Genomic DNA, 24,365 nt, shown 5'->3' with positions numbered 1-24,365 from the left:
ATCCACGCCGGGGCCGTGGGCCAGCTCTCCGGCGGCGCGCCACCCCTGCCCATGAAGACGATCAAACCCCAGAAGCTCGGCCTCCTCCACCGGGCCTTCGAGGACGGCAGCGACTGCTATCTATCGGTCACGATCTTCGCCTTCTTCTCGCTGGGTCCGCCGGCAGCCCTCCTCTCGGAGATCGATCTCTGGAAGTTCGTCGCGGCCGAGCTCGGCAAGGACGCCGTGCTCGACATGGGAATGCCCAAGCCCAGGGGAGAGCTCCTGATCTCCGGGCGGGCTTGCCCTCGCGGGGGGCGGGCGCCGGCGTGCGCTGTGCGGGCGCGGCTCGGCGCGGTGGACAAGACGCTCTACGCCATCGGCGACCGGACCTGGCGGCGCGGCGTGCCCACCGAGCCCGAGCCGTTCACCGAGATGCCGATCGTCTGGGAGCGCGCCTTCGGCGGGCCGGGGTTCGCGATGAACCCCGTCGGCAAGGGCGCCCAGCCGGTGGAGACCAACGCGGGAGAGCTCCACCCGCTCCCGAACATCGAGCTGCCGGGGGCGCTGATCACGTCGCCGACCGATCAGCCTGCGCCGGCGGGCTTCGGGCCCATCGACATCATGTGGCCGCAGCGCTTCGCCAGGATGGGCACCTACGACCACAAATGGCTCAAGGAACGGTTCCCGGGCTTCGCCGAGGACACGGATCTCGGCATGTTCAACGCTGCTCCCGAAGATCAACAGATCCAGGGGTTCTTCCGCGGCGACGAGCCGATGGTGCTGGAGAACATGCACCCGGAGAGGCCCGTGATCGAGGCGGCGTTGCCGGGGATCGCGGCGCGCGCGTTCATCAACCGGAAGGACGGAGACGGGGAGAGCTTCAGCGAGGTGCCGATGCGCCTCGAGACAGTGCACCTCTTTCCGCACGCCGAGCGTGGGGTCCTCCTCTTCCGGGGCATCGCGCTCGTCGACGAGGACGACGCAGCCGACGTGCTGCACATCGTGATCGGCGCAGAGGCGCTCGGCGAGCCCAGGCCGGTGGAGCACTACCGCGACGTGCTGGCGCGGCGCCTCGACCCGAAAGCAGGGCACCTGGCCGCGCTGCGCGAGAGCGATCTCCTGCCGCTGCTCCCCTCGGGAGCGCGGCCGCCGCGCGACGTGTCCGATGTCGAGCGGCTCCTGGCGAGCGACGATCTCCTCCGGAAGAACATGCAGGGCGGCGCGCGGCGCAGGGCGGAGGCGAACCGCCGGCAGGCGCGCGCGACGGTCGTGGAGCTCGGGCTCGACCCGGCGCAGTTCGGCCTCGATCAGGCCGACGAGCCCGCCGTCGAGGAAGCCCTCCCCGACATCGAGGATCTGGGGCCTTTCGTCGAGGCGCTGGAGGCGCGCGCGGAGCGAGAGCGGGCCGAGGCGGAGGACCGCCGGGCCAGGGCCGAAGCCGAGGCGCGCGCGGCGTACGCTGCGGCCGGGATGGACCACGACGCGCTCCAGGAAGAGGCGATGAAGCAGGCCGCCGGTCCGCCGAAGTTCTCGGCGAAGGCCGAACGCGAGCGGCTCGAAGACCTCGCGACGCTGCTCGCGAACGCCGGTTACCCGAACGCCGAGCTCGAGGCGACGCTCGCGGATCCGGCGCTGGATCAGCGGCTCGCGCAGATGGAGGCGCAGGTGCTGGAGGGGTACCGGCACACCGCGCACTTCGGCCCCGCGGCCGGCAGGCTCGCCGGCGAGGCCGCGCGACGCCTGCGCGACGAGGTGATCGAGGCCCACCGCGCGGGGCGCTCGCTCGCCGGGCGCGACCTGACCGGCGCGGATCTCTCCGGCCTCGATCTCCGCGGCGCGATCCTCACCGGCGCGCTGCTTGAGGGCGCGAGCCTCGCGGGCGCCGACCTCCAGGAGGCCAACCTCGAGCGGGCCGTCCTCGCCCACGCCGACCTCTGCCGCGCCGCGCTCCGGGGCGCGAAGCTCGAAGAGGCGAACCTGGGTCTGGCGAAGCTCAGGGGCGCCGATCTCTCCGGCGCGGACCTGTCCGGCGCGGCGCTCTACCAGGCGGATCTCACGGGAGCGTCGTTTCGCGGCGCGGAGCTCACCCTGGCGGATCTCTCCGAGGCCACGCTGCGCGACAACGACCTCTCCGACGCCCTGGCGCAGCTGCTGACGCTGCTCCGGGTCGACTTCGCCGGGTCGAGGCTCGCGGGCGCGGATCTCTCCAGGTCCACCTTCATCGAGTGCAAGCTCGCGGGCGTCGATCTCTCGGGCGCCCGGCTGATCTCGACAGCCTTCTTCTCCTCGGAGGGTCGAGGCGCCGTGTTCCGAGGCGCGCACGCGGAGAACCTGCGCATGGTCAAGGAGTGCGCGTTCGACGGCGCGGACTTCCGCGGCGCCACGCTGAGCGGCGCGAACCTCCGGGGGGCGAGCCTCTCCGGCGCCGACTTCACCGAGGCGCGCATGAACGGCAGCGATCTCAGCGACTGCGACCTGCGCGGCGCCCGGATGGCGTGGATCGCGGCGAGGGAGGCGCGGTTCATCCGCGCCGATCTGTCGGACGCCGATCTGACCTGCGCCGATCTGATGCTGGGCGTCCTCCAGAAGGCGAGGCTCATGGGCGCCGATTTCACCCGGGCGAACCTGTTCCGCGCCGATCTAGCGAAGGTGTTCGGCGACGAGCGGACGCGCTTCGACGAGGCGAACATGGACGAGGTGCGGTTCGTGCCGCGGAGGTCGCGTGGACAGGGCTGAGCTCATCGCGATGATCCAGGGCGGCGAGACGATCGCCGGCGCCTGCCTCGACGGGGAGGACCTCGGCGGAGCCGACCTCTCCGGCGGGCTCTTCGAGCAGGTGAGCTTCAAGGGGGCCCGGCTCGCGGGCGCCTCGTTCAAGGAGTCGATCCTCACCGCGTGCGACTTCACCGAGGCTGATCTGACCGGCGCCAACCTGCACCACGTGGCGATGCACCGGTGCGTGCTCGCCCGCGCGAAGCTGGCTCGCAGCACCTGGGCGGCGGCGCAGGTCGCCGAGTCCGACCTGTCGTGCGCCGATCTCTCGGAGGCGGATCTGATCATCGCCGCGTTCGCGAACGCTCGCCTTACAGGCGCGAGGCTCGCGCGTGCGAACCTGGATCGCACGGTGCTCGTCGACGCGGACGTGGCGCACCTCGATCTCTCGGGCGCTCGGCTGGAGTTCACGCACCTGATCAAGGCGGACATGACGACGGTCGCGCTGGCCGGGGCGCGCTGCCGGAGCGTCGTCTTCATCGGCGGACGGTTCGCGGGGATGGACCTCTCGGGGCTCGACTTCACGCTGAGCCAGTTCACCGAGGCGGATCTCACCGGGGCGAACCTGGCCGGCGCGAACCTCACGCAGTGCGGCTTCAAGGGCGCGAACCTCACCGGCGCTCGGCTCGACGAGGCCAGGGCGGCGAACGCGATCTTCGTCGAGGCCAACCTGACGGACGCGAGCCTGCGCGGCGCGCTGCTCCGACAGGCGATCTTCGTCGACGCCGAGCTCGCGGGCGCCGACCTGTCGAGGGCGACGCTCGATCAGAGCATCTGGCATCGCGCGCGCTGCGAGCGCGCCCGGTTCCCTGGCGCAGAGCTCACGTACGCCGACTTCTCGCACGCGGACGTCCGGGGGGCGGATTTCACGGGCGCCACGCTCTTCCGGGCGCGCTTTCACCGGACGCGGGACGAGCGCGCCGTCTTCACGAGCCGCGCGCTCGCGCTGGGCGATGACGAGCGGCTCGCCGAGGCGGAGACGTGGCAGGACAGGCTCCGAGGCAAGGCCGGCTGAGCCGGCGCGGGAGGCATGATGCGAAACAACGTTGCGAGGAAGGTTGCGAGGCAGATCGAGCCCGAGGCCGCCTACCAGGAGGTCGGCCGCGTTGTGCGCGCGGCGGGCGGCGCGTTCGTCGTGGCCTCCGGCGCTGCCGAGCTCGAGGCGCGCCGCGCCGTGAGCTGCATGGTCGAGCCCGAGACGGACGACGTGGTGCTCGTCGCGGTGCTGCCCGCGCGCGGCGCTTACATCCTCGCCGTGCTGGAGCGCCAGGGGCGCGACGTCAGCGTGGTGCTCGAGGGGGATCTGCACGTGAAGCTGCCCAGCGGGCGGTTCGTTGTCGGCGCCGCCGAGGGCGTGACCTTCGCGTCCGGCAAGGAGGTCGGGGTGGTGGCCGGGGAGCTGAAGGTCAACGCGCGCCTCGGCAGCGTCTTCGTGGAGAGCCTGTCGTACCTCGGGACGGCGGTGCAGGCCGAGATCGAGAGGGCGAAGGTGAAGGCGACGGCGTTCGACGCCTCGGTCGAGCGGGTGGTCCAGCGGGTGAAGCGGGCGTACCGCTTCGTCGAGGAGATCGAGCAGCTCCGCGCGGAGCGCGTCGACTACGTGGCGAAGAAGAACATGAGCCTGCGCGGCGAGAACACGCTCGTGACGGCCGAGGAGCTGGTCAAGCTCGACGGCGCGCAGATCCACCTCGGCTGAGCTGAACAGGGGAGTAGAGGAGCAGGAGCGATGTTTGCCAATTCGCAGATGATGGGCGTCGACGTGGGGCTTCCGGACGTGTGCTTGACGCCCTCGCCCGCGCCGGTGCCCGTGCCCTACCCGAACATCGCCGCCGGGCCGATGGGCGTGCCCGCGGTGTACAACGTGCTCTTCATGGGCGCGCCGGCGCACAACCTGGCCACGACGATCCCGCTGACGAACGGCGACAACGCCGGCGTCGCGATGGGGGTCGCGTCGGGCACGGTCATGGGGCCGAGCCGCCACCTGACCGGGGCCTTCACGGTGCTGATCCGCGGGATGCCGGCGAGCAGGCTGACGAGCATGTCGCTCCAGAACAGCACGAACTGCCCGGGGATGCGCGTCTCGCCGAGCCAGGTGAAGGTGCTGATGCTGGCGCCGTGAGGGGGGCGGGTACAGCACGTAACGGGATCGCGGCGCACCGTGGCCCAGATCTAGGTCGTATTATAGGGGTGTTGGTCATGCGAGATCGATGGCTTCGGCGCTGTTCCCGGCTTCTCCTCGTTGCGTCAGCAGGGACAGGAGCGGGCTGCGGACTGGTCCTGGGGTTGGACGAATTCAAGGATGCACCATCGGAGTCCGGGGGAACCGGACCCGGAACCAGCACTGGTACCGGAGGCGAAGGCGGAGGCGCAGCTTGCGAGCCTCGCAGAGCCGTGAGCTGTTACGAGGGCCCTGACGATACTGTGAACACCGGCATCTGCAAGGCTGGCCAAAAGATGTGCAACGACGAAGGTACCGCCTATGGCAGCTGCAACGGTCAGAAAACGCCAGAAGCCGAAACATGCACAAACCCGGCAGACGAAAACTGTGACACGCACGACTGCGTGATCTGGTCAAAAATCCTCGGAGACGCCAGCAATCAAACCGTAAGCGACATCGCGCTCGACAGCGATGGCAACATTCTCGTCACAGGCACCTTCAGTGGAACACTGGCCATTCCCGAGTCAGCCCCCTTGACAGCGGAAGCTCGCGCGCTCTACCTGGCAAAATTCGCAGCAGACGGCACCCCCATATGGAGCAGAAAGTTCGGCGGAGCGTACGCGAGCACGGCCAGCCTAACAGTCGACTCAGAGAACAACGTGATTTTAGCCGGGGACTTTCAGTCTCAACTGCAAATTGAAGACACAACGCTCACCGGCGACGATCGCAGTATCTTCTCTGCCTATGTAGCCAAATGGACCCCGTCCGGCACCCTATCATGGGCTATATCTGAGGCTGTATCTCAAGAATTCGTAGAGATAGCCGGAGCTGCGACCGACACACTTGGTAACGTGTTTATCTATGGGCGTGACACTTGCAGGTCCGTCTGCCACATCCCCGGGGAGGGGCTCTGGTTATGCAAGTACAATACCGACGGACAGCGCACCTGGTGCAAATTCTTTGTCGGCTCGGACTCTGAGGGGAAACGTCTCGCCGGAGACATCGCCCTAGACCGAATGAACAACGTCTACATCACGGGGTCTCTGGCCAGCAGCGAGGAAGCTCGCCCAGTAGAATTCGGCGGTCCCATCTTAGAGCTCAGGGACGATCTCGACGGGTTCATTGTCAAGCTCGACAACGACGGGAAATTCAAGGCACAGCAGACCATTCGTGGCCCTGGGACACAGTTAAGCGTCGACATTGCAGCAGACAAGGACGACAACGTCATCGTATTGGCAAATCACGACGGCAGGACAGCGGTAGGCATCCATAGCACCTCGTCAGCTGGCATGACCGATATACTCGTCGCAAAACTGGACAACCAGCTATCTTGCCTATGGAACAGATCTCTCGGAGGCTCCGGCGACGAAACTGCCATCGAGCTGGCGGTTGCAGCCGACGGCACCATTGCTGTCACCGGGAGGGCTGAGGGAGATGTCGACTACGGCGGAAGCCCCCTGGTCGCAGCCGGCGGCGTCGACTTGCCCCTGATCAAGCTAGCCCCAGACGGAGCGCACGTCTGGAGCAAGCTCTTCGGCGACGACAGGAATCAGACTTCGAAGGCGGTCGCGATGCTGCCCTCCGGAGAGACCATCTTAGGGAGCGATATCGAGGGCGGCATCGATGTCGGCGCAGGCACACTGTACTCTAGCGGTGGCAGTGACGTCCTGCTCGCCAGGTTCGGACGTTGAAGCGCCGTCGATCGCGCGCACCTCGACCGGTCTCGCTGTCGTCGCGGGGTCTCGCCGTCGTCAGTGATGAACGAGGACTCTATTCGCAGAGCAATCCGTCCGTGCAGTCCTTCCCCGCAGGATCGAAATCCGCACATTTGTTCAAGGGCTGCAGACTCCAGGTACAGTAGTCAAGCGTGCTGAAGCCGTCGATTCGAGCCCACTCGACGTCAGTGCTGGGGTAGTCAGGCGCTCCATGGCAGGCATCCATGGATCCCTGCACGTAGTAGAACTTATCTCCCACCCGAAGCCCGCTCCCGGCAAGCACGATGTTTCCATATGCGCCTACGACGGTTTGCATCTCGCCCTGGAGTGTCGGGCTGAGGGGACCGGCTACACGCACCTTCACCCCGCCCCATGCATCGTGGAATTTCTCTCCATCTGGATCTGACGGGGCGGCAAGCTTAGCGATGTCCTCACCGGAGAACACGTGGGGTTCCGGGATCGGCGCCGAGCCGACGAGCTTCACCTTGGTCACGCTGGCCAGTTGACGCTGCTTGACTCGAGTTGGATTCGCTTCCGGCGGCTGTTCGTCGCAATCCGCCGGACTGTAATAGGACGTCCTTCCGGTCACATCGAGGACATCGCCGGGCTTGACGTCATCGGGGAACGCATCGCCCGCAGACGCTTGCTCGATATTCGGGCAAGTAACGTTGCCTTGGTCGTCCGTCACACCGCGAGTGCCGTAACTGAGGGCGAGAATGCCCGAGTTTGCCTCGGTCACGGGAATGCCAGGAGCAGAGAGAAACACACCCCAGAGGCATGAACCACTGCTCTTGCTCTTCGACACGAGCCACTTCCGGCTCATCGCCACGACGCCCTTGGCCTCGACGTCAACCCCCTCCCCTACCACCCCCGTGGTGATCTCCTCGATCGTCGCCACCCGCGCCACCGGCGGATCCCCCGTCCCCACCCCGTCCCCACCAGCGCTCCCCGTCGCCGCCGTCCCCGCCGCGCCCTCGCCCTCGCGGCCGCCGTCGCCCGAGCTCGCCGTCTCGGCCCCGCTGCCGCCCTCGCCGATGGTCCCTCCCGGCCGTCCGGACCACCCCGGCGGCCTTGTGTTCCCCTCGGGCTGGCAGCCGCCAGCGCCGAGGAAAACCGCCACGGCGCAGAGCGCGCCCAGCCCCAGCAGCCCAACTTCCCTGCTACGCATGCGAACCTCCACGACGACCCGAAGCGACGCCGGGCGCTCCTCAGGAGCGATCGCGACGCCATAACGCAACGCGCTGCGAGCAGCCTTCCCGACAGTGTCGGTGGCCGCTCACAGCGAGCGCATTACGACGGTAGCACAGGTTTCGTTACGCTTTGCCGCCGAGCCCGAAGCCATCGTGCAACGCGCGCACGGCGAGCTCAGCGTACTTCGTCGAGACAAGGCACGAGATCTTGATCTCGCTCGTGGAGATCGCCTGGATGTTGATCGCCTCCGCCGCGAGGAGCTGGAACATCCGCGCCGCCACGCCCGCGTGCGTGCGCATCCCGAGGCCGACGATCGACACCTTCACGATGTCCTCCTCGTACCGGATGCCCACCGCGCCCACGCCGCCGGCGACCTTCTCCATCACGACCTTCGCGCGCGGCAGGTCCGCCTTGCCGACCGTGAAGGTCACGTCCGCCTTCACCTCGCCGGACGCGCCGCGCGCCTCCTGGCCGTAGCTCGGCGCGTTCTGGATGATCATGTCGACGCTGATGTTCTCCTCGGCCAGCGCGCCGAAGATCTGCGCGACGACGCCCGGCTTGTCGTTGACGCCGACCAGCATCACCCGCGCCTCGTTCCGGTCCAGGGCGACGCCCGTCACCGTCACGCTCTCAAGCGACTTGTCCTCGCCGACGACCCACGTGCCCGGCACGTCCGAGAACGACGACCGCACGTGCACCGGGACACCATACTTCATCGCAACCTCCACGCTCCGTATCTGAAGGACCTTCGCGCCCAGCGACGCGAGCTCCAGCATCTCTTCGTAGCTGATCCGCTCGATCTTCCGCGCCGTCTTGCAGATGTTCGGGTCCGTCGTGTAGACGCCGTCGACGTCCGTGTAGATCTCGCACTCGGCGCCGACGGCCGCCGCGATCGCGACCGCGCTCGTGTCGCTGCCGCCGCGCCCGAGGGTCGTGATGTTGCCGGCGTCGTCCACGCCCTGGAAACCAGCGACGACCGCGATCTTCCCGCCGGAGAGCGCCTCGTGCAGCCGCTGCGCGTCGATCGCCTTGATCCGCGCCTTGGTATAGGCGCTGTCCGTCAGGATCTTGAGCTGGTGGCCAAGGAAGCTCCGCGCCTTGCCGCCCTGCGCCTGGATCGCGATGGCCATCAGCGCCGCCGAGACCTGCTCTCCGGTCGCCGCCAGCGCGTCCATCTCCCGCGCGTCAGGCACGGGCGCGATGTCCGACGCCAGCTTGAGCAGCCGGTTCGTCTCGCCGGCCATCGCGCTCACGATGACCACGACGTCATGACCGGCCCGCTGTGTTTCAAGCGCACGCGCGGCCGCCCGCTGGATGCGCTCGATGGACCCGACGGACGTGCCGCCGAACTTCTGGACGATAAGGCTCACGCGAGGTGTGGCCAACTAGTCCAACGTGGACGCCCGGGTCAAGAGGATTTTCGACATCACCGCGGACAGACGAACACAGCATGTAGCGGAAGAGCCGTCCCCCCTCCTCCCGGGTCGAGCCCGGGATAGCCCGAACATTCCACGCCCGGTGAAGGCCCGATCACCGGGAATAAACCCCCCGACCCCGCCGCTTCGGGTCGGCGCTGTTGACAGAGATCCCCCCGTCGCTACGATGGCGCCGCCTTTCGCCTGGGTAATGGGCGATCCAGGGCGCCCCGACGGCGCGCCCGTCGGTCACGGCGGGGGATCGCGAAGGCGAACCGCGGGGCAGGGCGCTCCGCGTCCAAGGAACCATCGAAGGAGGTCATTTTGGCTAGCGATGTGATGATCGAGGCGAGCTCGCTGACCAAGCGCTATGGGTCGCTGCGCGCGCTCGACAAGGTGAGCTTCGAGGTCCATCGCGGCGAGGTCGTCGGCTTCCTCGGACCGAACGGGGCCGGCAAGTCGACGACGATGCGCATCCTCACCTGCTTCATCTCGGCTTCGGCCGGGACGGCGCGGGTCCATGGGTACGACGTCTTCGACGAGCCGCTCGATGTGCGACGCAAGCTGGGGTACCTGCCCCAGCGCGCCCCCCTCTACGGAGAGATGAACGTCTGGGAATACCTCTCCTTCGTCGCCGACATGCGCGGGCTCGATCCGTCGGTGTTCAAGAAGCGGATGAAGGGGATCGTCGAGGTGTGCGGCCTGGCCCAGGTGCTCGGCAAGGACATCGGCACCCTCTCCCACGGCTACCGCCAGCGCGTCGGCCTGGGGCAGGCGCTCGTCCACGACCCGCCGATCCTCATCCTCGACGAGCCGACGAGCGACCTCGACCCGAACGAGAAGGCGGAGGTCATCCGCTACATCAAGGAGATCGGCAAGGAGCGGACGATCCTGCTCTCCACCCACAACCTCTCCGAGGTCGAGGCCGCCTGCGCCCGCGCCATCATCGTCTCCAAGGGGCGGGTCGTCGCCGACGGCCCCCTCGACGAGATCCGCTCCAAGAGCGGCAAGGTCCGGTACGTCGTCACCGTCCACGAGAAGAGGGTCTTCGAGGGCGGTGGGGCCGGCGCCCGCAAGCCCCCGACCGCCCAGGAGGTCCAGGAGGCGCTCTCCAGGCTGCCCGGCGTGACCAGCGTCACCGAGCTGCCGACCGACGACAGCGCCCACAGCTTCCAGCTCCTCGGCGCGCTCGGCGGGGACATCCGGCCCGAGCTCTTCCAGCTCGTCGTGCAGAAGGGCTGGCTCCTCCTCGAGATGCGCCGCGACTCGCAGAGCCTCGAGGACGTCTTCAAGTCGCTCACGCGCGGCGACGAGCGCAAGGACCGCGGCCGCAAGCTGATCACCGACGACGAGGACGAGGACGAGGCGAGCGCCGCGGCCGACGACGAAGAAGACGACGAGGAAGACGACGAGGACGGCGCCGCCGACGAGGCCGCGAAGGACGACGACGGCGACGACGACGAGGCCGCGAAGGACGAAGCGCCGGCCAAGAAGAAGGGCTGAACGGTATGAGCACCACCCTGACCATCGCGAAGCGGGAGTTCCGCTCCAACTTCGATTCCCCCCTGGCCTATGTCGTGATCTGCTTCGGGCTGATCGCGCTCGGCGTCATCTTCTTCTTCATGAACGGCGGCTTCTGGCAGGCGGACCGCGCCTCGCTGGTGCAGCTCTTCACGTGGGCGCCGGTAGGGCTCTCCTTCCTCATCGTGCCCGTCATCACGATGCGCCTCCTCGCCGAGGAGAAGCGCAGCGGCACGCTCGAGATGCTGATCACCCTCCCCGTGCAGGATCACGAGGTCGTCCTCGGCAAGTTCCTCGGCGCGTGGGGGCTCGTGCTCGTGCTCGTCTTCTCGACGATCCTCTACCCGATCCTGATGTTCTCGTGGCCCTGGCACCTCGGCGCGCTCGACACCGGGCCCGTGGCCTCGGGCTACATCGGCCTCGTGCTCTACAGCGCGGCGGCGGTCTCGATCGGCCTCCTCATCTCGTCGCTGACCGACAGCCAGGTGATCGCGTTCTTCATCACCTTCCTGGTGCTCGCGTTCCTGCACGGCGTGGACAACTTCTCTGACTACGCCCCGTCGTTCATCCGCGACGTCCTCTCCTTCATCAGCTTCGACACCCGCCTCGCGCCGTTCGCGCGCGGCATGGTGTCCACTCGAGACATCGTCTTCTTCCTCTCGGTCACCGCAGGCTGCCTCATGGCCTCGTTCAGGGCGCTCGAGCGCAGGAAGTGGGCGTAAGGACTACCATGGAACGGAAAGTCAAAGCCGCGACGCAAACAGGCGTCTACCTGGCCATCGTGGCCGCAATCCTCGTGGTGGCCAACGTCATCTCGCTGAGCGCCTACAAGCGCGTCGACATGACCAAGAACGAGAGGTTCACCCTCTCGAAGGGCTCGGCGCACCTCGTCCGCGAGGGGCTCAAGCAGGATCTCCAGATCGACGTCTACGTCACCCGGGGGCTCCCGAAGCACGAGGCGTTCATCCAGGACCTCACCGACCTGATGAACGAGTACGAGCAGGCCTCGAACGGCAAGCTCCGCTACGCGCTCATCGAGGCCAAGACGGACGAGCAGCGCGCCGCCGCGAAGGAGGCGGGCCTCCAGGAGGCCGCGTTCGGCGAGGGGAGCGAGACCGGCCAGGACCAGGCCACGATCACCCGCGGGTTCATGGGCATCGCCTTCAAGTACGGCAGCGAGAAGGAGGCGATCCCGATGCTCTCGCCCGACCAGGCGCAGGGCCTCGAGTTCTGGATCACGAACACGATCCGCGAGATCCGCGACAAGGCGGACGGCATCGACACCAAGATCGGGATCGTGACCGGCAAGGACGAGATCAAGCTCAGCGACGCGAACCTCGTCGCCGCGCAGGGCGGCCGCGGCGGACCTTCGATGCGCGCGCTGCTCGAGCACCACTTCCCGTTCTACAAGTTCGAGGACGTCGACCTGAAGGGCGGCGACAGCGAGGTCAACAAGGAGCTCGCCGGCCTCGTCATCACGCAGCCGGGCAAGGAGTTCACCGAGAAGGAGCTGCGCCGCATCGACCAGTTCCTGATGCTCGGCAACAAGGCGCTCGCCGTGTTCGCCGGCGCGGTGAACCTCAAGGCGTCCGACCCCTCGATGAAGGCGACGCTCAACACCTGGGGCCTCGAGAAGCTGCTCGACGGCTACGGCGTCGAGATGAAGAAGGAGGCGATCCTCGACTGGAGCCGCTCGATGGCCATCCCGGTGCAGACGCAGACGGGCCAGCTCATGTGGTTCCGCGCGCCGGGCATCCTCCAGCTCCAGGAGGACAGCCGCCTCGACGAGGACGAGCAGATCCTCGACTCGTCGTTCCCCGGCTTCTTCCGCCTGCCCGAGCTCGCCTTCCCCTTCCCGTCGACCCTGGTGCCGCACCCGGAGAAGCAGCCCGAGGCGACGATGAAGGTCGTGGCCCGCTCGACCCCGAAGACCACGATCGACACGTCCGAGAACATCGACATGAAGTTCTCGGCCGAGTGGAAGCCGAAGGGCGAGTACGCGCAGCGCGCGATCGCGGTGACGATCGAGGGCAAGCTCAAGAGCGCCTTCGGCGGCCAGGAGGGGCTCGGCATCTCGGCGCCCGCGGAGAGCGCGGACCGCGGCCGGATCCTCGTGCTCTCGGCGTCGCAGTTCCTCGCGAACCCGTTCGCCCGCTCGGGCAACCCGCCCCCCATGCCGCCGCAGATGCAGATGATGGGCGGGATGGGCGGCGACGAGGATCTCCAGATGCTCTCGCAGTCCTACGCGCAGAAGTACCTGACCGCCACCATCCTGGCGTTCAAGAACACGCTCGACTGGATGGCGGGGGACAGCACGCTGCTCGCCGCGACAGCGAAGATGTTCAGCGAGACCAACCTGACCTACGCGGACATCGAGAAGCCGAAGCAGGAGGCCACGGACGACGAGGCCACGCTGGCCAAGAAGGCCGAGGAGTACCGGGCGGAGCGGAAGACCGTGCAGCAGCGCGTGCAGTGGACGCTCACGCTCCTGCCGGCGGCCCTCTTCGCCGCGTTCGGCCTCGTCCGGTGGCGGCGGCGCGAGAGCGCCCGCGAGAACATCACGCTCGACTGAGCCAGAGCCCCGTGGGGTGAAAGAGCCATGAAGACCGAGCAGAAAATCTACATCGCGTTCGTCGTCCTCGCGCTCCTCGGCGTCGGCGTGTACTTCACGCAGAAGAGAGAGAGAGCGGAGCGCGAGGCGCACTCGGTGACCGCCGCGACGGCGGACCTGCCGAGCATCGGGATGTCGAAGGACGACGTCGAGAAGATCACGAAGCTCTCGATCAAGAACGCCGACAAGGCCGACGTGACGCTCGAGAAGAAGGGCGACACGTGGGAGGTCACGAAGCCCGTGAGCGCCAAGGCGCACACGGCGAACGTGCGGAGCATCCTCGACAACCTGAAGGAGCTCAAGCTGAAGGAGGCGATCGACCGGACGACCGCCACCTACGGCCAGTACGAGCTCACGGACGACAAGGCCGTCCACGTGGTCGCCTACAAGGGCGACGAGAAGGCGCTCGACATCTACTTCGGCAAGAGCGGCTCGCGCGGGCAGATGGCGCGCGTCGAGGGGAAGGACGGCGTGTACGTCGCGGGTGGCTACTCGAGCTACCTCTACACGCGCGAGGCGAAGAACTGGCGCGAGAATTCGATCCTCAAGTTCGAGGACGACAACGCGATCCAGGCCTCGGTCGAGAACAAGAACGGGCTGTTCAGCTTCTCGAAGAACGACGACAAGTGGAGCGGCACGTTCGCGCCGCGCGACAAGGCCGGCAAGATCGGCGCGGCCTCCGCGAAGTGGGAGAAGTTCGACGAGGCCAAGGTGAAGGACATGCTCCGCGCCTTCCAGGGCCTCGGCGCGGAGGACTTCGGCGACGGCAAGTCCGCCGCCGACACGGGGCTCGACGCGCCGGTCACGAGCGGCGGCATCGTCAAGATCAAGCTGAAGGACAACGCCGGCGACTTCACCATCAACGTCGGCAAGACCGCGAAGGGGCAGAGCCGCTACGCCACGAAGGAGGGCGGAGACGGCACCATCTACGTGATCTCGTCCTGGTCGGCGGACTGGGCCCTCGCGGAGCCGAAGAAGTTCGAGAAGACCGAGAAGAAGGACGACAAGAAGGGCGAGGACGCCCATGAAGACGAGGCCGCAGGCCACATGGACATGGGCGGTATGGAGTAGCTCGCGACATCGCGCATGAGGTAGGGAGGCGCCGGGAGACCGGCGCCTCTCGCGTTTTGTGGGCCCGGGGGCCGCGCGGCGCGGCGTGAAGGGCGCCGCGGAGAACCCGAGGCAACACACCGGCAGCCGTGGTAATCGGTCGCGCCGGTGCCAGCCCGCCCGCGACAGCGCCCGGGCCAGAGGCGGCGCCACGGCGCCGGGGAGGCCCCGCGAGGCACGCGAAACCCGCTTCGCACCCAGGGTGCCATGTGACGAGTATTCGACGCACTCTGCGCACGATTTTTCGTCACTCGGGGCGAGCCGCGCGGCGTCAAGGCGAGCCCGGACGGCGAAATCAGGCTCGAATGCTGGACTTCATTGTTTTCTGTTTGCCCTGGCCCGAATTTCGCTTATGGCTGCGCTCACTCCGGCCCGGGGTGTCCCCTAGGACGGATCCTTACGTCCGGTCAGCGTGAGACGACAGACATGCGAACGTTCGTCGAAGTCCTCCAGCAAAATGCGGTGCACGCCGATCGCGCGGTCACGTTCGTTCGCAGCTCGGGGGAGGAGCGCTCGATCAGCTACGCCGAGCTCTGGCTCGAGGCGCAGCGCAGGGCGCACGCGCTCCGCAAGCTCGGGCTCCGCAAGGGTGACCGCGTCGCGCTCATCCTGACCGAGGCCGACGAGTTCGTCCTCACCTTCGTCGGAGCGCTCACGGCCGGTATCGTCGCCGTCCCGATGTATCCGCCGCAGTCGCTGGCGAAGCTCGAGGCGTACAGCGAGACGGTGCAGCACATCCTGGCGGCGTCCGGCGCGCGCGTGCTGGTGACGAACGAGCAGCTCAAGGAGATGATCGACGCGTACCTCGCCGCGAACGGCCACGGCGGGGCGGCCGGGGGGCAAGGGCTGAAGATCGTTGTTGAGCGCGACCTGCGCGAGACCGATGGCTTCGACGCCCCGGGCGCGCCGGAGCCCTGGCAGGTGTCGCTCGACGATCTCGCGTTCCTCCAGTTCACGTCGGGGAGCACCTCGCGGCCGAAGGGCGTGATGGTGACCCACCGCAACCTGTCGGTGAACAGCCACGCGATCATGTTCGACGGGCTGCGGTCCACCCCGGAAGATCGCGGCGTGAGCTGGCTGCCCCTCTACCACGACATGGGGCTCATCGGCTTCGTCGTCGCCCCGCTCTACGCGCTCGTGCCGGTGATGTTCCTGCCGACGACGGCGTTCATCCGCCGCCCGTCGCTCTGGCTCGACGCGATCCACAGGTTCCGCGGCACGATCACCTTCGCCCCGAACTTCGCCTTCGCGCTCGCGACGCGCGCCGTCACCGACACGCAGGCGGGGAGCTGGGACCTCTCCTGCCTGCGCGCGCTCGGGTGCGGCGCGGAGCCGATCCAGGCCGACGTGCTGCGCGCGTTCCTGGACCGCTTCGGCAAGCGGGGGCTCCGCCCGCAGAGCATCCTGCCCTCGTACGGCATGGCCGAGGCCACGCTGGCGATCACCTTCAGCGACCTCGAGGCCCCGCTCACCACCGACCGCGTGGACGCCAGGGCGATGCAGGCCGGCAAGGCGCGGCCCGCGAACGGCGGCGCCTCGCTGGAGCTCGTGTCCTGCGGTCGCCCCCTCCCCTGCCACGAGCTCATCATCGCGGGGCCCGACGGGGCGCCGCTCGGCGAGCGCGAGGTGGGCGAGATCTGGGTGCGCGGTCCGAGCGTGGCGGCCGGGTACTTCAACGAGCCGGAGCAGACGGAGGCCGCCTTCGGCGGGGGCTGGCTGCGGACGGGCGATCTCGGCTATACCGTCGCCGGCGAGGTCTACCTCTGCGGTCGCTCGAAGGACCTCATCATCCTGGGCGGCAAGAACTACTTCCCCCAGGACATCGAGCGCGTCGCGTCCTCCGTGGAGGGCGTGCGCGCCGGCCACTGCGTCGCGTTCTCGTGCATCGAGGCCTCGGGGGCCGAGCGGGCCGTGGTCGTCGCCGAGGTCAAGCGGAGCGTCGCGGGCGTCGCGCAGGCGATCACCCAGGCCGTGCGCGCAGAGCTCGGCGTCCAGCTCTCCGAGGTCGCGCTGATCAAGCGGGGGACGCTGGCGAAGACGTCGAGCGGCAAGGTGCGGCGCCGCGAGATGAAGCGGCGCCATGAGGCCGGCGAGCTCGAGCTCGCCTCGGAGCTCGACGGGGGCGTCCTGCCCTCTGCCCATGTCGACGCGGACCGCGCGAGCGGATCGACGTCGCGAACCGAAGGGGGACGCGCGGGCGGCGCCCCGGCACGTGTCGAAGGAGTCATCGATGGGATCCAGTAAGGCCGAGGTCGAGGTCAGCTACGACGTCTCGAACGAGTTCTTCAGGCTGTGGCTCGACGAGCGCATGAACTACACGAGCGCCGTCTACGAGTCCCCCGAGCAGTCCCTCGAGGCCGCGCAGCTCAACAAGCTCCGGATCCTGTCGGACTTCGCGAAGGTGACGCCCGAGAAGAAGGTCCTCGACATCGGCTGCGGCTGGGGCGCGGCGCTCGAGTACGTGGCCACCTCGCGCGGCGTGAAGCGCGCCGTCGGCGTCACCCTGTCCACCGCGCAGGCCGCCGAGGTGAACGCCCGCAAGATCCCGGGGGTCGAGGTGATCGGCGGCGACTTCCGGACCTTCACGACGGCCGAGCGGTTCGACAGCCTGATCTCGATCTGCATGATCGATCACCTGTGCTCGCCGGAGGAGGCGCGCCAGGGCAAGGCGATCGACATCTACCGGGCCTACTTCAAGAAGGCCTGGGAGCTCACGAACAAGGGCGCATGGTTCGGCCTGCAGACGATCCTCCGCAACCGGACGCCGCGGATGACGCCCTGGGGCGGGCTCCCCGCCGGCACGCGGAAGGACCTCGAGGACATCTATTTCGTCACCAAGGAGATCTTCCCCGGGGGCTTGAACCCGCGGCTCGAGGACATCATCCAGGCGGCGAACCCCTACTGGGAGGTGATGCAGGTGAACACCCGGCGGGAGCACTACCAGCGCACCACCGCGGAGTGGCTCCGCCGGCTCAGGCTGAACGAGAAGACCATCCGGTCGACGTGGGGGGACAAGGTCTTCGATGACTACGATCGTTACCTGTCGACGTGCGTGAACGCGTTCGACAAGCACTACAGCTCCCTCGCTCAATACGAGCTTCGCAGGATCGACTGAACCATGACGGACAAGACCAATCTGCTCGAGATGTTCAAGACGGTTGCCGCCCGCGTGGACAAGCGCGAGTTCCCCAACGTCACCGCGGCGTCGGTGATCACGGAGCTCGGCATCGACTCGCTCTCGATGATGCAGATCGTCGGAGAGATGGAGACGGAGCTCGGGATCATGATTCCGGACGAGGATCTGGTCGAGCTCATCACCGTGGGCGACCTCTGCAAGAAGGTCGGGGAGCGGCTGGAGGCAGGCGCATGAGCGGGCTGGAGGAGAAGATCTTCCGGGAGTACATGGCCTTCTTCGAGAAGGCGGAGCGGGAGCGCCGCTGGAACCTCTTCCAGGACATCCCCTGGGAGCGCGCGAACAAGGAGGCGAGCGAGGAGCTCGCGCTCTGCGCGGAGACGTTCTGCTCGGTCGAGATGTACCTGCCCGACTACGTGGCGAACGGCATCAACCTCGTGCGGAGCTACTTCGGCCAGGCGTGGTTCCAGGCGAACTGGGCCTACGAGGAGTCGAAGCACTCGCTCACGCTGATGCAGTATCTCCTCCGCTCCGGCAAGCGCACCGAGGAGCAGCTCACCGACCTGCAGCACCAGATCTTCGCGAAGCAGTGGAACCTCCCGTTCCACACGCCGCGGCAGATGACGTTCTACGGCTGCGTGCAGGAGATGGCGACGTTCGTCATCTACGTGAAGCACCGGGAGCGGGCGGCGGCGGAGAACGACGAGTGCCTGCGGACGATCTACGACTACATCGCCCGCGACGAGATCGCCCACTGCCGCTTCTACCAGAGCGTCATCAAGGTGCTGCTCGAGGAGGACCGGGAGGGGACGCTCGCGGACATGGCGCACGTGTTCGCGAACTTCGAGATGCCGGGCGTCGGGATCGTCCCCGATTACGACTCGCGCATCCTGAAGATGCGCGAGGCCGGCATCGACCGGAACGTGTTCATCCAGAAGGTCTACATGCCGATCCTGAAGTACCTCGGGGTGGGCCGGCACGAGATGCTCGCCGCACAGCGCGCCGCGATCGACCTGCGCCGCAGCGGGGAGCGCCGCCGCGACACGTCGATCGAGGGCCTCGCGGGCGCTCCCAACGTAACCGACGCTCCGCAGGCGCTCTCCGCCTGAGCCCCTCTCCCCTGCCCCCCCCTTCCCCCACAAGAGCGAGCCCCCCGATGCGAAGGCGCGTCGTCGTGACCGGGATCGGCGCCGTCTGCCCGCTGGGCAACGACGCCGCCACCACCTGGCAGAACCTCCTCGCCGGCAAATCCGGCGTGGACTACATCCGCGACTTCCCCGTCGACAAGCTCCGCAGCGACATCGCCGCCAGCGTGAAGGGGTTCGACGTCGGACAGTACCTGTCGCCCAAAGAAGCGAGCATCTACGGCCGGGTGACCCACCTCAGCCTGGCGGCGGCCGTGGAGGCGCTGCGCGAGGCGGGCATCGCGCCGATCCAGCGCGCCCCCGCGCCGGACGACGAGGCGGCGGAGAGCGCCGGCGCGGCGTCGCCGGCCGACCACGCGGCGCCGGCGGCGGGCGGCCTCGATCGCACCCGCGTCGGGTGCCTGATGTCCACCGGGATGGGCTCCGTCGACATCTTCGAGGAGCAGGTCGCCCGCAGCGCGGCGCGCGGGCCGAGGGCCGTGTCGCCCTTCTTCATCCCGGGCGTCATGCCGAACGGCGCCGCGGCGCTCATCTCCATGCGCTACGGGCTCATGGGGCCGTCGTACAACCTCGCGAGCGCGTGCGCGACGGGCACGCACTCGATCGCGACCTCGGCCCTCATGATCGAGGCGGGGGAGGCCGACGTGATGGTCGCCGGGGGCGCCGAGGCCGCGACGCGGCTCAACACCGTCGCGGGGTTCGGCAACGCGAAGGCGCTCGCCCGCGCTGTCGACGGCGATCCGACGCGCGCGAGCCGCCCGTTCGATCGGCGCCGCCAGGGCTTCGTGATGGGCGAGGGCGCGGGCGCCCTCGTGCTCGAGGACGAGCAGCACGCGCTGGCGCGCGGCGCGAGGCCGCTCGCGTACCTGGCCGGCTTCGGGATGACCACGGACGCGGAGCACCTCACGCGTCCGCACTCCGGCGGGCTCGGGCTCGCGCTCGCGCTGGAGCGCGCCCTCGCGCGTGCGGGCGCCGCGCCGGAGGCGATCGGCTACATCAACCCGCACGCGACCTCGACGCCGCAGGGCGACGCCGCGGAGGTGCTCGCGCTGCGGCGCGTGTTCGGCGATCGCCTCGCGCGCATCCCGATCTCGGCGACCAAGTCGATGATGGGGCACCTGCTCGGCGGCGCCGGCGCCGTGGAGACGATCGCCGTCGTGTGCTCTCTCCGCGATCAGCTCCTGCACCCGTCGATCAACGTGGATGAGCTCGATCCGGGCTGCGCCCTGGACGTCGTGCGGGAGCGGCGCGGGGTCGACGTGCGGTACGCGGTGAAGTGCTCGGCGGGCTTCGGCGGGCACAACTGCGCGCTCGTGCTGGAGCGGGCGTAGGCGCCCCGACGCCGTCCAGGCCACCGCTGGCGGTCCCCTCCGCTCGGCGCTAGGTGGGCGCCATGGCAGCCCACACGAACCGGCTCGCGAGCGAATCGTCGCCGTACCTCCTTCAGCACGCGCACAACCCTGTCGCGTGGTACCCGTGGGGCGCCGAGGCGCTCGACCTCGCCCGGAGCGAGGACAGGCCGATCCTCCTGTCCATCGGCTACGCCGCCTGCCACTGGTGCCACGTGATGGAGCGCGAGTCGTTCGAGGACGAGGCGATCGCCCGGCGCATGAACGAGCTCTTCGTGAACATCAAGGTCGACCGGGAGGAGCGGCCCGACCTCGATCACATCTACCAGCTCGTCGTGCAGCTCATGGGCCGGAGCGGCGGCTGGCCGCTCACGGTGTTCCTCACCCCCGATCAGCGGCCCTTCTTCGCGGGCACGTACTTCCCGCCGAAGGACAAGCTCGGCATGCCCGGCTTCCCGAAGGTCCTCGACGCGGTCGCCGACGCCTACAGGAACCGGCGCGACGAGGTCGAGCTCCAGGCGCAGGAGATCACCCAGGCCATCGAGCGCACGCAGCGCGCGCCGGGGCGCGCCGCGGGGCCCGCGAGCGCCGCCGAGCCCGCCTCGTCGGACCTGCTCCGGCGCGCGTCGCGGCAGCTCCTCGCGCGCTTCGACAACCGCCACGGCGGCATCGGCACGCGGCCGAAGTTCCCGAACACGATGTCGCTCGACGTGCTGCTCCGCCGCGGCGCGCTCGAGGGCGATCGCGTCGCGGCCGAGAGCGTCGAGCTCGCGCTCGACCGGATGCGCGACGGCGGGATCTGGGACCACCTGCGCGGCGGCTTCCACCGCTACTCCACGGACGAGCGCTGGCTCGTGCCGCACTTCGAGAAGATGCTCTACGACAACGCGCTCCTCCTGCGCCTCTACGTCGACGGCTTCCGCGCGTTCAAGAAGCCGATCTACGCCGAGACGGCGCGCGAGCTCGTCGGCTACCTGTTCGCCGAGATGCGCGACCCGGAGGGCGGGTTTTACGCGTCGCAGGACGCCGACTCCGAGGGGAGCGAGGGCAAGTTCTTCGTGTGGACGCTCGACGATCTGCGCGCGGCGGTCGGCCAGGATCAGCTCGCGTACGACGTGGCCCGCCTCGTCTTCGGCATCACCGAGGAGGGCAACTTCGAGCACACAGGCGCGACGGTGCTGTCGCAGCACCGCACGGTGGAGCAGGCCGCGGCCGTCCTCGACGCGGGCGCGGACGGGGACGCCGGGACGCACATCGAGCGGTGCCGCGAGGCGCTCGCGCGCGCCAGGACCAGGATGCTCGCCGCGCGCGAGGCCAGGCCCCGGCCGGCGCGCGACGACAAGGTGCTCGCGAGCTGGAACGGGCTGCTCATCGGCGCGCTCGCCGACGCGGGCCGCGCGCTGGATGAGCCCGCCTGGGTCGACGCCGCGGCGCGCGCGTTCGCGCTGTTCGAGCGGAAGCTCCTGCGCGGCGGCCGGGTCGGCCGGTACCTCAAGGACGGCGCGCCCGGCGGCGCGAGGGCCGAGCGCGGCGGCGCCGGCGCGACCGCGACCGAGGTGCGGCCGGGGTTCCTTGACGACCAGGCGTACCTCGGGAACGCCGCGCTCGACCTGTACGAGGCGACCTTCGATCCGCGCTACGTCGGCGTCGCGCGCGCGATCGCCGACGCGATGATCGCGCACCACTGGGATGAGGCCGCGCGCGGGTTCTTCTTCACGCCGGACGACGGCGACGCGCTGATCGCGCGCACGCAGGACATCTACGATCAGGCCGCGCCGTCGGCCGTCTCGATGGCGGCGCAGCTCTGCCTGCGCCTCGCCGAGATCGCCGACGAGCGCTACCTCTCCCCGGCGGAGCGGCAGCTCGAGGCGCTCGCGCCGGCGGCGCTCGAGAACCCCTTCGGGCTCGGCCAGACCGTGTGCGTGCTCGACCGCCTGGCGCGCGGCAGCGTGACGGTCGTGGTGGTCGGCGAGGCGGGCTCTGCAGCGGCCGGCGACCTCGCCCGCGAGGCGTTCAAGGCCTACCTGCCGAGCCGGGCGGTCGTCGTCGTGGATCCGGCGCGCCCGGAGAGCGCCGCGGCGGTGAAGGTCGTCGCCGAGGGGAAGCCGGCGCGCCCCGGCGAGGCGGTGGCCTACGTCTGCCGGGGGCGAGCGTGCTCGGCCCCTGTCACGAGCCCGGCCGAGCTCAGGGCTCTGCTGGGGTAGCGCGGCACGCGCGGAGCTCGCACGGCCCGCGGCCCGGGATGCTCCTGCACGAGCACCCGGACACCGGGCCCGGCGCGTGGGTCTGAGCGCACCCGCGCCCCACGCCCTCGGCGCGGGCCTCGCTCGGCGCGCAGATCTCCACATCGAGCCTCGCGTCGTCGTCGAAGTCCGTGACGAACGTGCAATCGCACTGGTAGGGCGCCCCCTGCTCGGGGCGGCACGCGCACGAGAGGACCGCGAACAGCAGAGCCCCCGCGCGCGCCGCCCCGCCCCGGCACCTACGGCGTGACCGTACCGCCACTGCTGCCGCCGCCGTTGTCGCCGCCCGCCTTGGTGCCGCCGGTGTTGCTCTCCCGGATGTGGAACTCGACGCGGCGGTTCTTCTGGCGCCCGGCCTCGGTGTCGTTGGTGTCGATCGGCCGCCTCGGCCCGAAGCCTGCCGCCGTGAGGCGGGCCGGGTCGATGCCGCCCCGCTCGATCAGGTACGTCCTCACCGAGTGGGCGCGGTCGTTCGAGAGCTTCTCGTTGAGCTGGTCGGGGCCGCGGTTGTCCGTGTGGCCCTCGATCGCGACGAGCGAGATCTCCGGGTTCACCTTGAGCAGCCGGACGACCTCGTCGAGGATGCCGTAGCTGTTCTGCAGGATCCTCGCGCTGCCGGTCGCGAACTGCACCTGCTTCAGGATCTGGATCTCGCTCGACCCCGTGATGCGGCGGATGAACTGCGGGCAGCCGTTCTTCGCCGGCTCGGGGCTGGGCTCGCCCGGCTCCTTCGGGCAGGCGTCCTTCGCGTCCGCGATGCCGTCCTCGTCGGCGTCGTCCTCCGGGCAGCCGTCGGCGTCGTTGATCTTGTCGAAGTCCTCGGGCTGATCCGGGCACTTGTCGCTGGTGTCGGGGATGCCGTCGCCGTCGCGATCGGGCAGCGCCGGGCAGCCGTCGCTCGGGTTCGGCATCTTGCCGTCCTCGGGATCGGTCGGGCAGAGGTCGATGTCGTCCGGGTAGCCGTCCTTGTCCGTGTCCGCGGAGCGCGGCGGGGGCGCCTGGAAGCGCCTGCCGGGCGACATGGGCTCGACGTCCGAGATGCCGAACGCGTAGCCGATGACGCCGACCAGCCGGAAATCCGGCGCATAGCCGCCGCTGAGCCGCGTCCCGCCGCCGACCCCGAGCCACCCCTTCTTCTTCTCGTCGAGGGCGACCCGCCCCTCGGCCATCCACTCGAGCGGGGTGTTGTCGCCGGTGAACGTCGTGCTGCGGCCGAGGCCGGTCGACCCGAAGATCTGCGCGCCGAGCCGCATCGTCCCGTTCCGCAGCGGCACGAAGCCGCCGATCCCCCAGCGCCACTCGTTCGACACGTTGAAGTCGTTGAGCGAGGTGAACGGACGGAACTGCACCCCGGTGTTGAGCACGAAGAACATCGACTTGAGGTCGATCTCGCCCGAGAGCCCGATCAGGGCGCTCGTGCCCTTGTCGCCGGAGAACGAGTATGCGTTGCCCGTCGGCACCCACGCCGCCGCGTTGACGCCCAGCTTGAAGGAGCGATCGTCGGAGCGGTACAGGATGGCCCGCGCGTCGAGCCGCATGTCCATGATCGCGGCCGCGGACGGGCTCGCCGCGTCCTGCGCGCCGCCGACGTCCGAGTCGTTCGTCTGGTTGCTCGTCTGGAATCCGATGAACGGCAGCCCCACCTGGACGCTGAAGCGGTCGAGGAACTCGACGCCTCCGTTGAGGTACCCGATGAACTGCGAGGACACCGGCGCGCCGTGTTCCCTGCTGAACCGCTCCGCGGAGCGCTCGTCGTTCAGCATGTTCTCGACCCGGAAGGGGTTGAGGCCGAAGCCCAGCCCGAACTGCCCGAAGAAGCGCGTCTGCGGCGCCACCTGCGGCCGCCAGAGCGCGATCGAGTCGTCGGGAGCGCCGGCCATGTAGAGCCGGTCCAGGTAGAACGTTCTGGTCTGTGCGCTGGCAGGGAGCGCGCCCAGGAACAACGCTCCCGCCGCAGCAGCGCCCAGCGCGCGTCGCCTGACGCTCCGCGCAGTCACGTGCTGCTTTTCCCCCCTGTGTC

At 68.9% G+C, this 24,365-nt stretch carries 18 protein-coding genes; 15 read left to right on the top strand and 3 right to left on the bottom strand.

Annotated elements, in window-relative coordinates; all coding sequences use genetic code 11:
* Positions 1-51 precede the first annotated feature (51 nt).
* The 5 genes from WMF42_RS12060 to WMF42_RS12040 all read left to right on the top strand — a co-directional run bounded on the left by WMF42_RS12060 (position 52) and on the right by WMF42_RS12040 (position 6,603).
* Positions 52-2,718 carry a DUF2169 family type VI secretion system accessory protein gene (locus WMF42_RS12060; RefSeq protein ID WP_437691969.1) on the top strand — a complete coding sequence of 889 codons (2,667 nt, stop codon included), beginning with the start codon at positions 52-54 and terminating at the stop codon, positions 2,716-2,718.
* On the top strand, positions 2,705-3,769 hold the full coding sequence (locus WMF42_RS12055) for a pentapeptide repeat-containing protein (protein WP_437691968.1): 1,065 nt from the start codon (positions 2,705-2,707) through the stop codon (positions 3,767-3,769). The genes WMF42_RS12060 and WMF42_RS12055 overlap by 14 nt, the downstream gene beginning before the upstream one ends.
* A gap of 15 nt (positions 3,770-3,784) precedes the next feature.
* Positions 3,785-4,450 (top strand): DUF3540 domain-containing protein, encoded by a 666-nt coding sequence (locus WMF42_RS12050; protein WP_437691967.1) that lies wholly within the window; start codon positions 3,785-3,787, stop codon positions 4,448-4,450.
* A 30-nt stretch (positions 4,451-4,480) separates the two neighbouring features.
* Positions 4,481-4,873 carry a DUF4150 domain-containing protein gene (locus WMF42_RS12045; RefSeq protein WP_061605788.1) on the top strand — a complete coding sequence of 131 codons (393 nt, stop codon included), beginning with the start codon at positions 4,481-4,483 and terminating at the stop codon, positions 4,871-4,873.
* A 272-nt stretch (positions 4,874-5,145) separates the two neighbouring features.
* On the top strand, positions 5,146-6,603 hold the full coding sequence (locus WMF42_RS12040; protein ID WP_437691966.1) for an SBBP repeat-containing protein: 1,458 nt from the start codon (positions 5,146-5,148) through the stop codon (positions 6,601-6,603).
* A 79-nt stretch (positions 6,604-6,682) separates the two neighbouring features.
* Here the strand turns inward: WMF42_RS12040 and WMF42_RS12035 are convergent, their stop codons facing one another.
* Both WMF42_RS12035 and WMF42_RS12030 read right to left on the bottom strand, forming a co-directional pair.
* The gene (locus WMF42_RS12035) at positions 6,683-7,795 is read right to left on the bottom strand and encodes a hypothetical protein (RefSeq protein WP_155798005.1); all 1,113 of its coding nucleotides are present in this window, start codon (positions 7,793-7,795) and stop codon (positions 6,683-6,685) included.
* A 145-nt stretch (positions 7,796-7,940) separates the two neighbouring features.
* The gene (locus WMF42_RS12030; protein ID WP_061605798.1) at positions 7,941-9,188 is read right to left on the bottom strand and encodes an aspartate kinase; all 1,248 of its coding nucleotides are present in this window, start codon (positions 9,186-9,188) and stop codon (positions 7,941-7,943) included.
* Between the two features lie 369 nt (positions 9,189-9,557).
* Between WMF42_RS12030 and WMF42_RS12025 the strand changes: the two genes are divergently transcribed.
* The 10 genes from WMF42_RS12025 to WMF42_RS11980 all read left to right on the top strand — a co-directional run bounded on the left by WMF42_RS12025 (position 9,558) and on the right by WMF42_RS11980 (position 22,306).
* Complete coding sequence (locus WMF42_RS12025; protein WP_233561025.1) at positions 9,558-10,736, top strand: ATP-binding cassette domain-containing protein; 1,179 nt, start codon at positions 9,558-9,560, stop codon at positions 10,734-10,736.
* A gap of 5 nt (positions 10,737-10,741) precedes the next feature.
* The gene (locus WMF42_RS12020; RefSeq protein WP_061605784.1) at positions 10,742-11,476 is read left to right on the top strand and encodes an ABC transporter permease; all 735 of its coding nucleotides are present in this window, start codon (positions 10,742-10,744) and stop codon (positions 11,474-11,476) included.
* Positions 11,477-11,484: 8 nt separating this feature from the next.
* Entirely contained in the window at positions 11,485-13,326 is a 1,842-nt protein-coding gene (locus tag WMF42_RS12015) for a GldG family protein (RefSeq protein ID WP_061605783.1), read from the top strand.
* Positions 13,327-13,353: 27 nt separating this feature from the next.
* Positions 13,354-14,436, top strand: coding sequence for a DUF4340 domain-containing protein (locus tag WMF42_RS12010; protein WP_061605782.1), 1,083 nt, complete (start codon positions 13,354-13,356; stop codon positions 14,434-14,436).
* Positions 14,437-14,901: 465 nt separating this feature from the next.
* Positions 14,902-16,719, top strand: a complete 1,818-nt coding sequence (locus WMF42_RS12005; RefSeq protein ID WP_061605781.1) for a fatty acyl-AMP ligase — start codon at positions 14,902-14,904, stop codon at positions 16,717-16,719.
* A complete protein-coding gene (locus tag WMF42_RS12000) occupies positions 16,706-17,590 on the top strand; it encodes a class I SAM-dependent methyltransferase (RefSeq protein ID WP_061605780.1) in 885 nt (294 codons plus the stop codon). The genes WMF42_RS12005 and WMF42_RS12000 overlap by 14 nt, the downstream gene beginning before the upstream one ends.
* 3 nt (positions 17,591-17,593) lie before the next feature.
* Positions 17,594-17,845 (top strand): acyl carrier protein, encoded by a 252-nt coding sequence (locus WMF42_RS11995; protein ID WP_020734986.1) that lies wholly within the window; start codon positions 17,594-17,596, stop codon positions 17,843-17,845.
* Positions 17,842-18,717 carry an acyl-ACP desaturase gene (locus WMF42_RS11990; RefSeq protein WP_061605779.1) on the top strand — a complete coding sequence of 292 codons (876 nt, stop codon included), beginning with the start codon at positions 17,842-17,844 and terminating at the stop codon, positions 18,715-18,717. Before WMF42_RS11995 ends, WMF42_RS11990 begins: the two co-directional genes overlap by 4 nt.
* Before the next feature lie 47 nt (positions 18,718-18,764).
* Positions 18,765-20,084, top strand: coding sequence for a beta-ketoacyl-[acyl-carrier-protein] synthase family protein (locus tag WMF42_RS11985; protein WP_061605778.1), 1,320 nt, complete (start codon positions 18,765-18,767; stop codon positions 20,082-20,084).
* 62 nt (positions 20,085-20,146) lie between these two features.
* Positions 20,147-22,306: a thioredoxin domain-containing protein gene (locus WMF42_RS11980; protein WP_437691965.1), complete on the top strand. Its 2,160-nt coding sequence runs from the start codon at positions 20,147-20,149 to the stop codon at positions 22,304-22,306.
* Positions 22,307-22,584: 278 nt separating this feature from the next.
* On the opposite strand, the gene WMF42_RS11975 is transcribed toward WMF42_RS11980, so the two are convergent.
* Positions 22,585-24,225, bottom strand: coding sequence for an OmpA family protein (locus WMF42_RS11975; protein ID WP_437691964.1), 1,641 nt, complete (start codon positions 24,223-24,225; stop codon positions 22,585-22,587).
* Positions 24,226-24,365 lie beyond the last annotated feature (140 nt).

The sequence above is a fragment of the Sorangium sp. So ce176 genome (genome assembly GCF_051519835.1).
In the GTDB taxonomy this organism is placed as follows: Bacteria; Myxococcota_A; Polyangia; order Polyangiales; family Polyangiaceae; genus Sorangium; species Sorangium cellulosum_G.
This window is presented reverse-complemented; position numbering and strand designations above follow the sequence as displayed.

Excerpts from the sequence above, each read along its gene's own strand:
- WMF42_RS12060 (WP_437691969.1), top strand. The coding sequence starts at position 52 with ATGAAGACGATCAAACCCCAGAAGCTCGGCCTCCTCCACCGGGCCTTC.
- WMF42_RS12050 (WP_437691967.1), top strand. The coding sequence starts at position 3,785 with ATGATGCGAAACAACGTTGCGAGGAAGGTTGCGAGGCAGATCGAGCCC.
- WMF42_RS12045 (WP_061605788.1), top strand. The coding sequence starts at position 4,481 with ATGTTTGCCAATTCGCAGATGATGGGCGTCGACGTGGGGCTTCCGGAC.
- WMF42_RS12035 (WP_155798005.1), bottom strand. The coding sequence starts at position 7,795 with ATGCGTAGCAGGGAAGTTGGGCTGCTGGGGCTGGGCGCGCTCTGCGCC.
- WMF42_RS12020 (WP_061605784.1), top strand. The coding sequence starts at position 10,742 with ATGAGCACCACCCTGACCATCGCGAAGCGGGAGTTCCGCTCCAACTTC.
- WMF42_RS12015 (WP_061605783.1), top strand. The coding sequence starts at position 11,485 with ATGGAACGGAAAGTCAAAGCCGCGACGCAAACAGGCGTCTACCTGGCC.
- WMF42_RS12010 (WP_061605782.1), top strand. The coding sequence starts at position 13,354 with ATGAAGACCGAGCAGAAAATCTACATCGCGTTCGTCGTCCTCGCGCTC.
- WMF42_RS12005 (WP_061605781.1), top strand. The coding sequence starts at position 14,902 with ATGCGAACGTTCGTCGAAGTCCTCCAGCAAAATGCGGTGCACGCCGAT.
- WMF42_RS12000 (WP_061605780.1), top strand. The coding sequence starts at position 16,706 with ATGGGATCCAGTAAGGCCGAGGTCGAGGTCAGCTACGACGTCTCGAAC.
- WMF42_RS11995 (WP_020734986.1), top strand. The coding sequence starts at position 17,594 with ATGACGGACAAGACCAATCTGCTCGAGATGTTCAAGACGGTTGCCGCC.
- WMF42_RS11990 (WP_061605779.1), top strand. The coding sequence starts at position 17,842 with ATGAGCGGGCTGGAGGAGAAGATCTTCCGGGAGTACATGGCCTTCTTC.
- WMF42_RS11985 (WP_061605778.1), top strand. The coding sequence starts at position 18,765 with ATGCGAAGGCGCGTCGTCGTGACCGGGATCGGCGCCGTCTGCCCGCTG.
- WMF42_RS11980 (WP_437691965.1), top strand. The coding sequence starts at position 20,147 with ATGGCAGCCCACACGAACCGGCTCGCGAGCGAATCGTCGCCGTACCTC.
- WMF42_RS11975 (WP_437691964.1), bottom strand. The coding sequence starts at position 24,225 with ATGGCCGGCGCTCCCGACGACTCGATCGCGCTCTGGCGGCCGCAGGTG.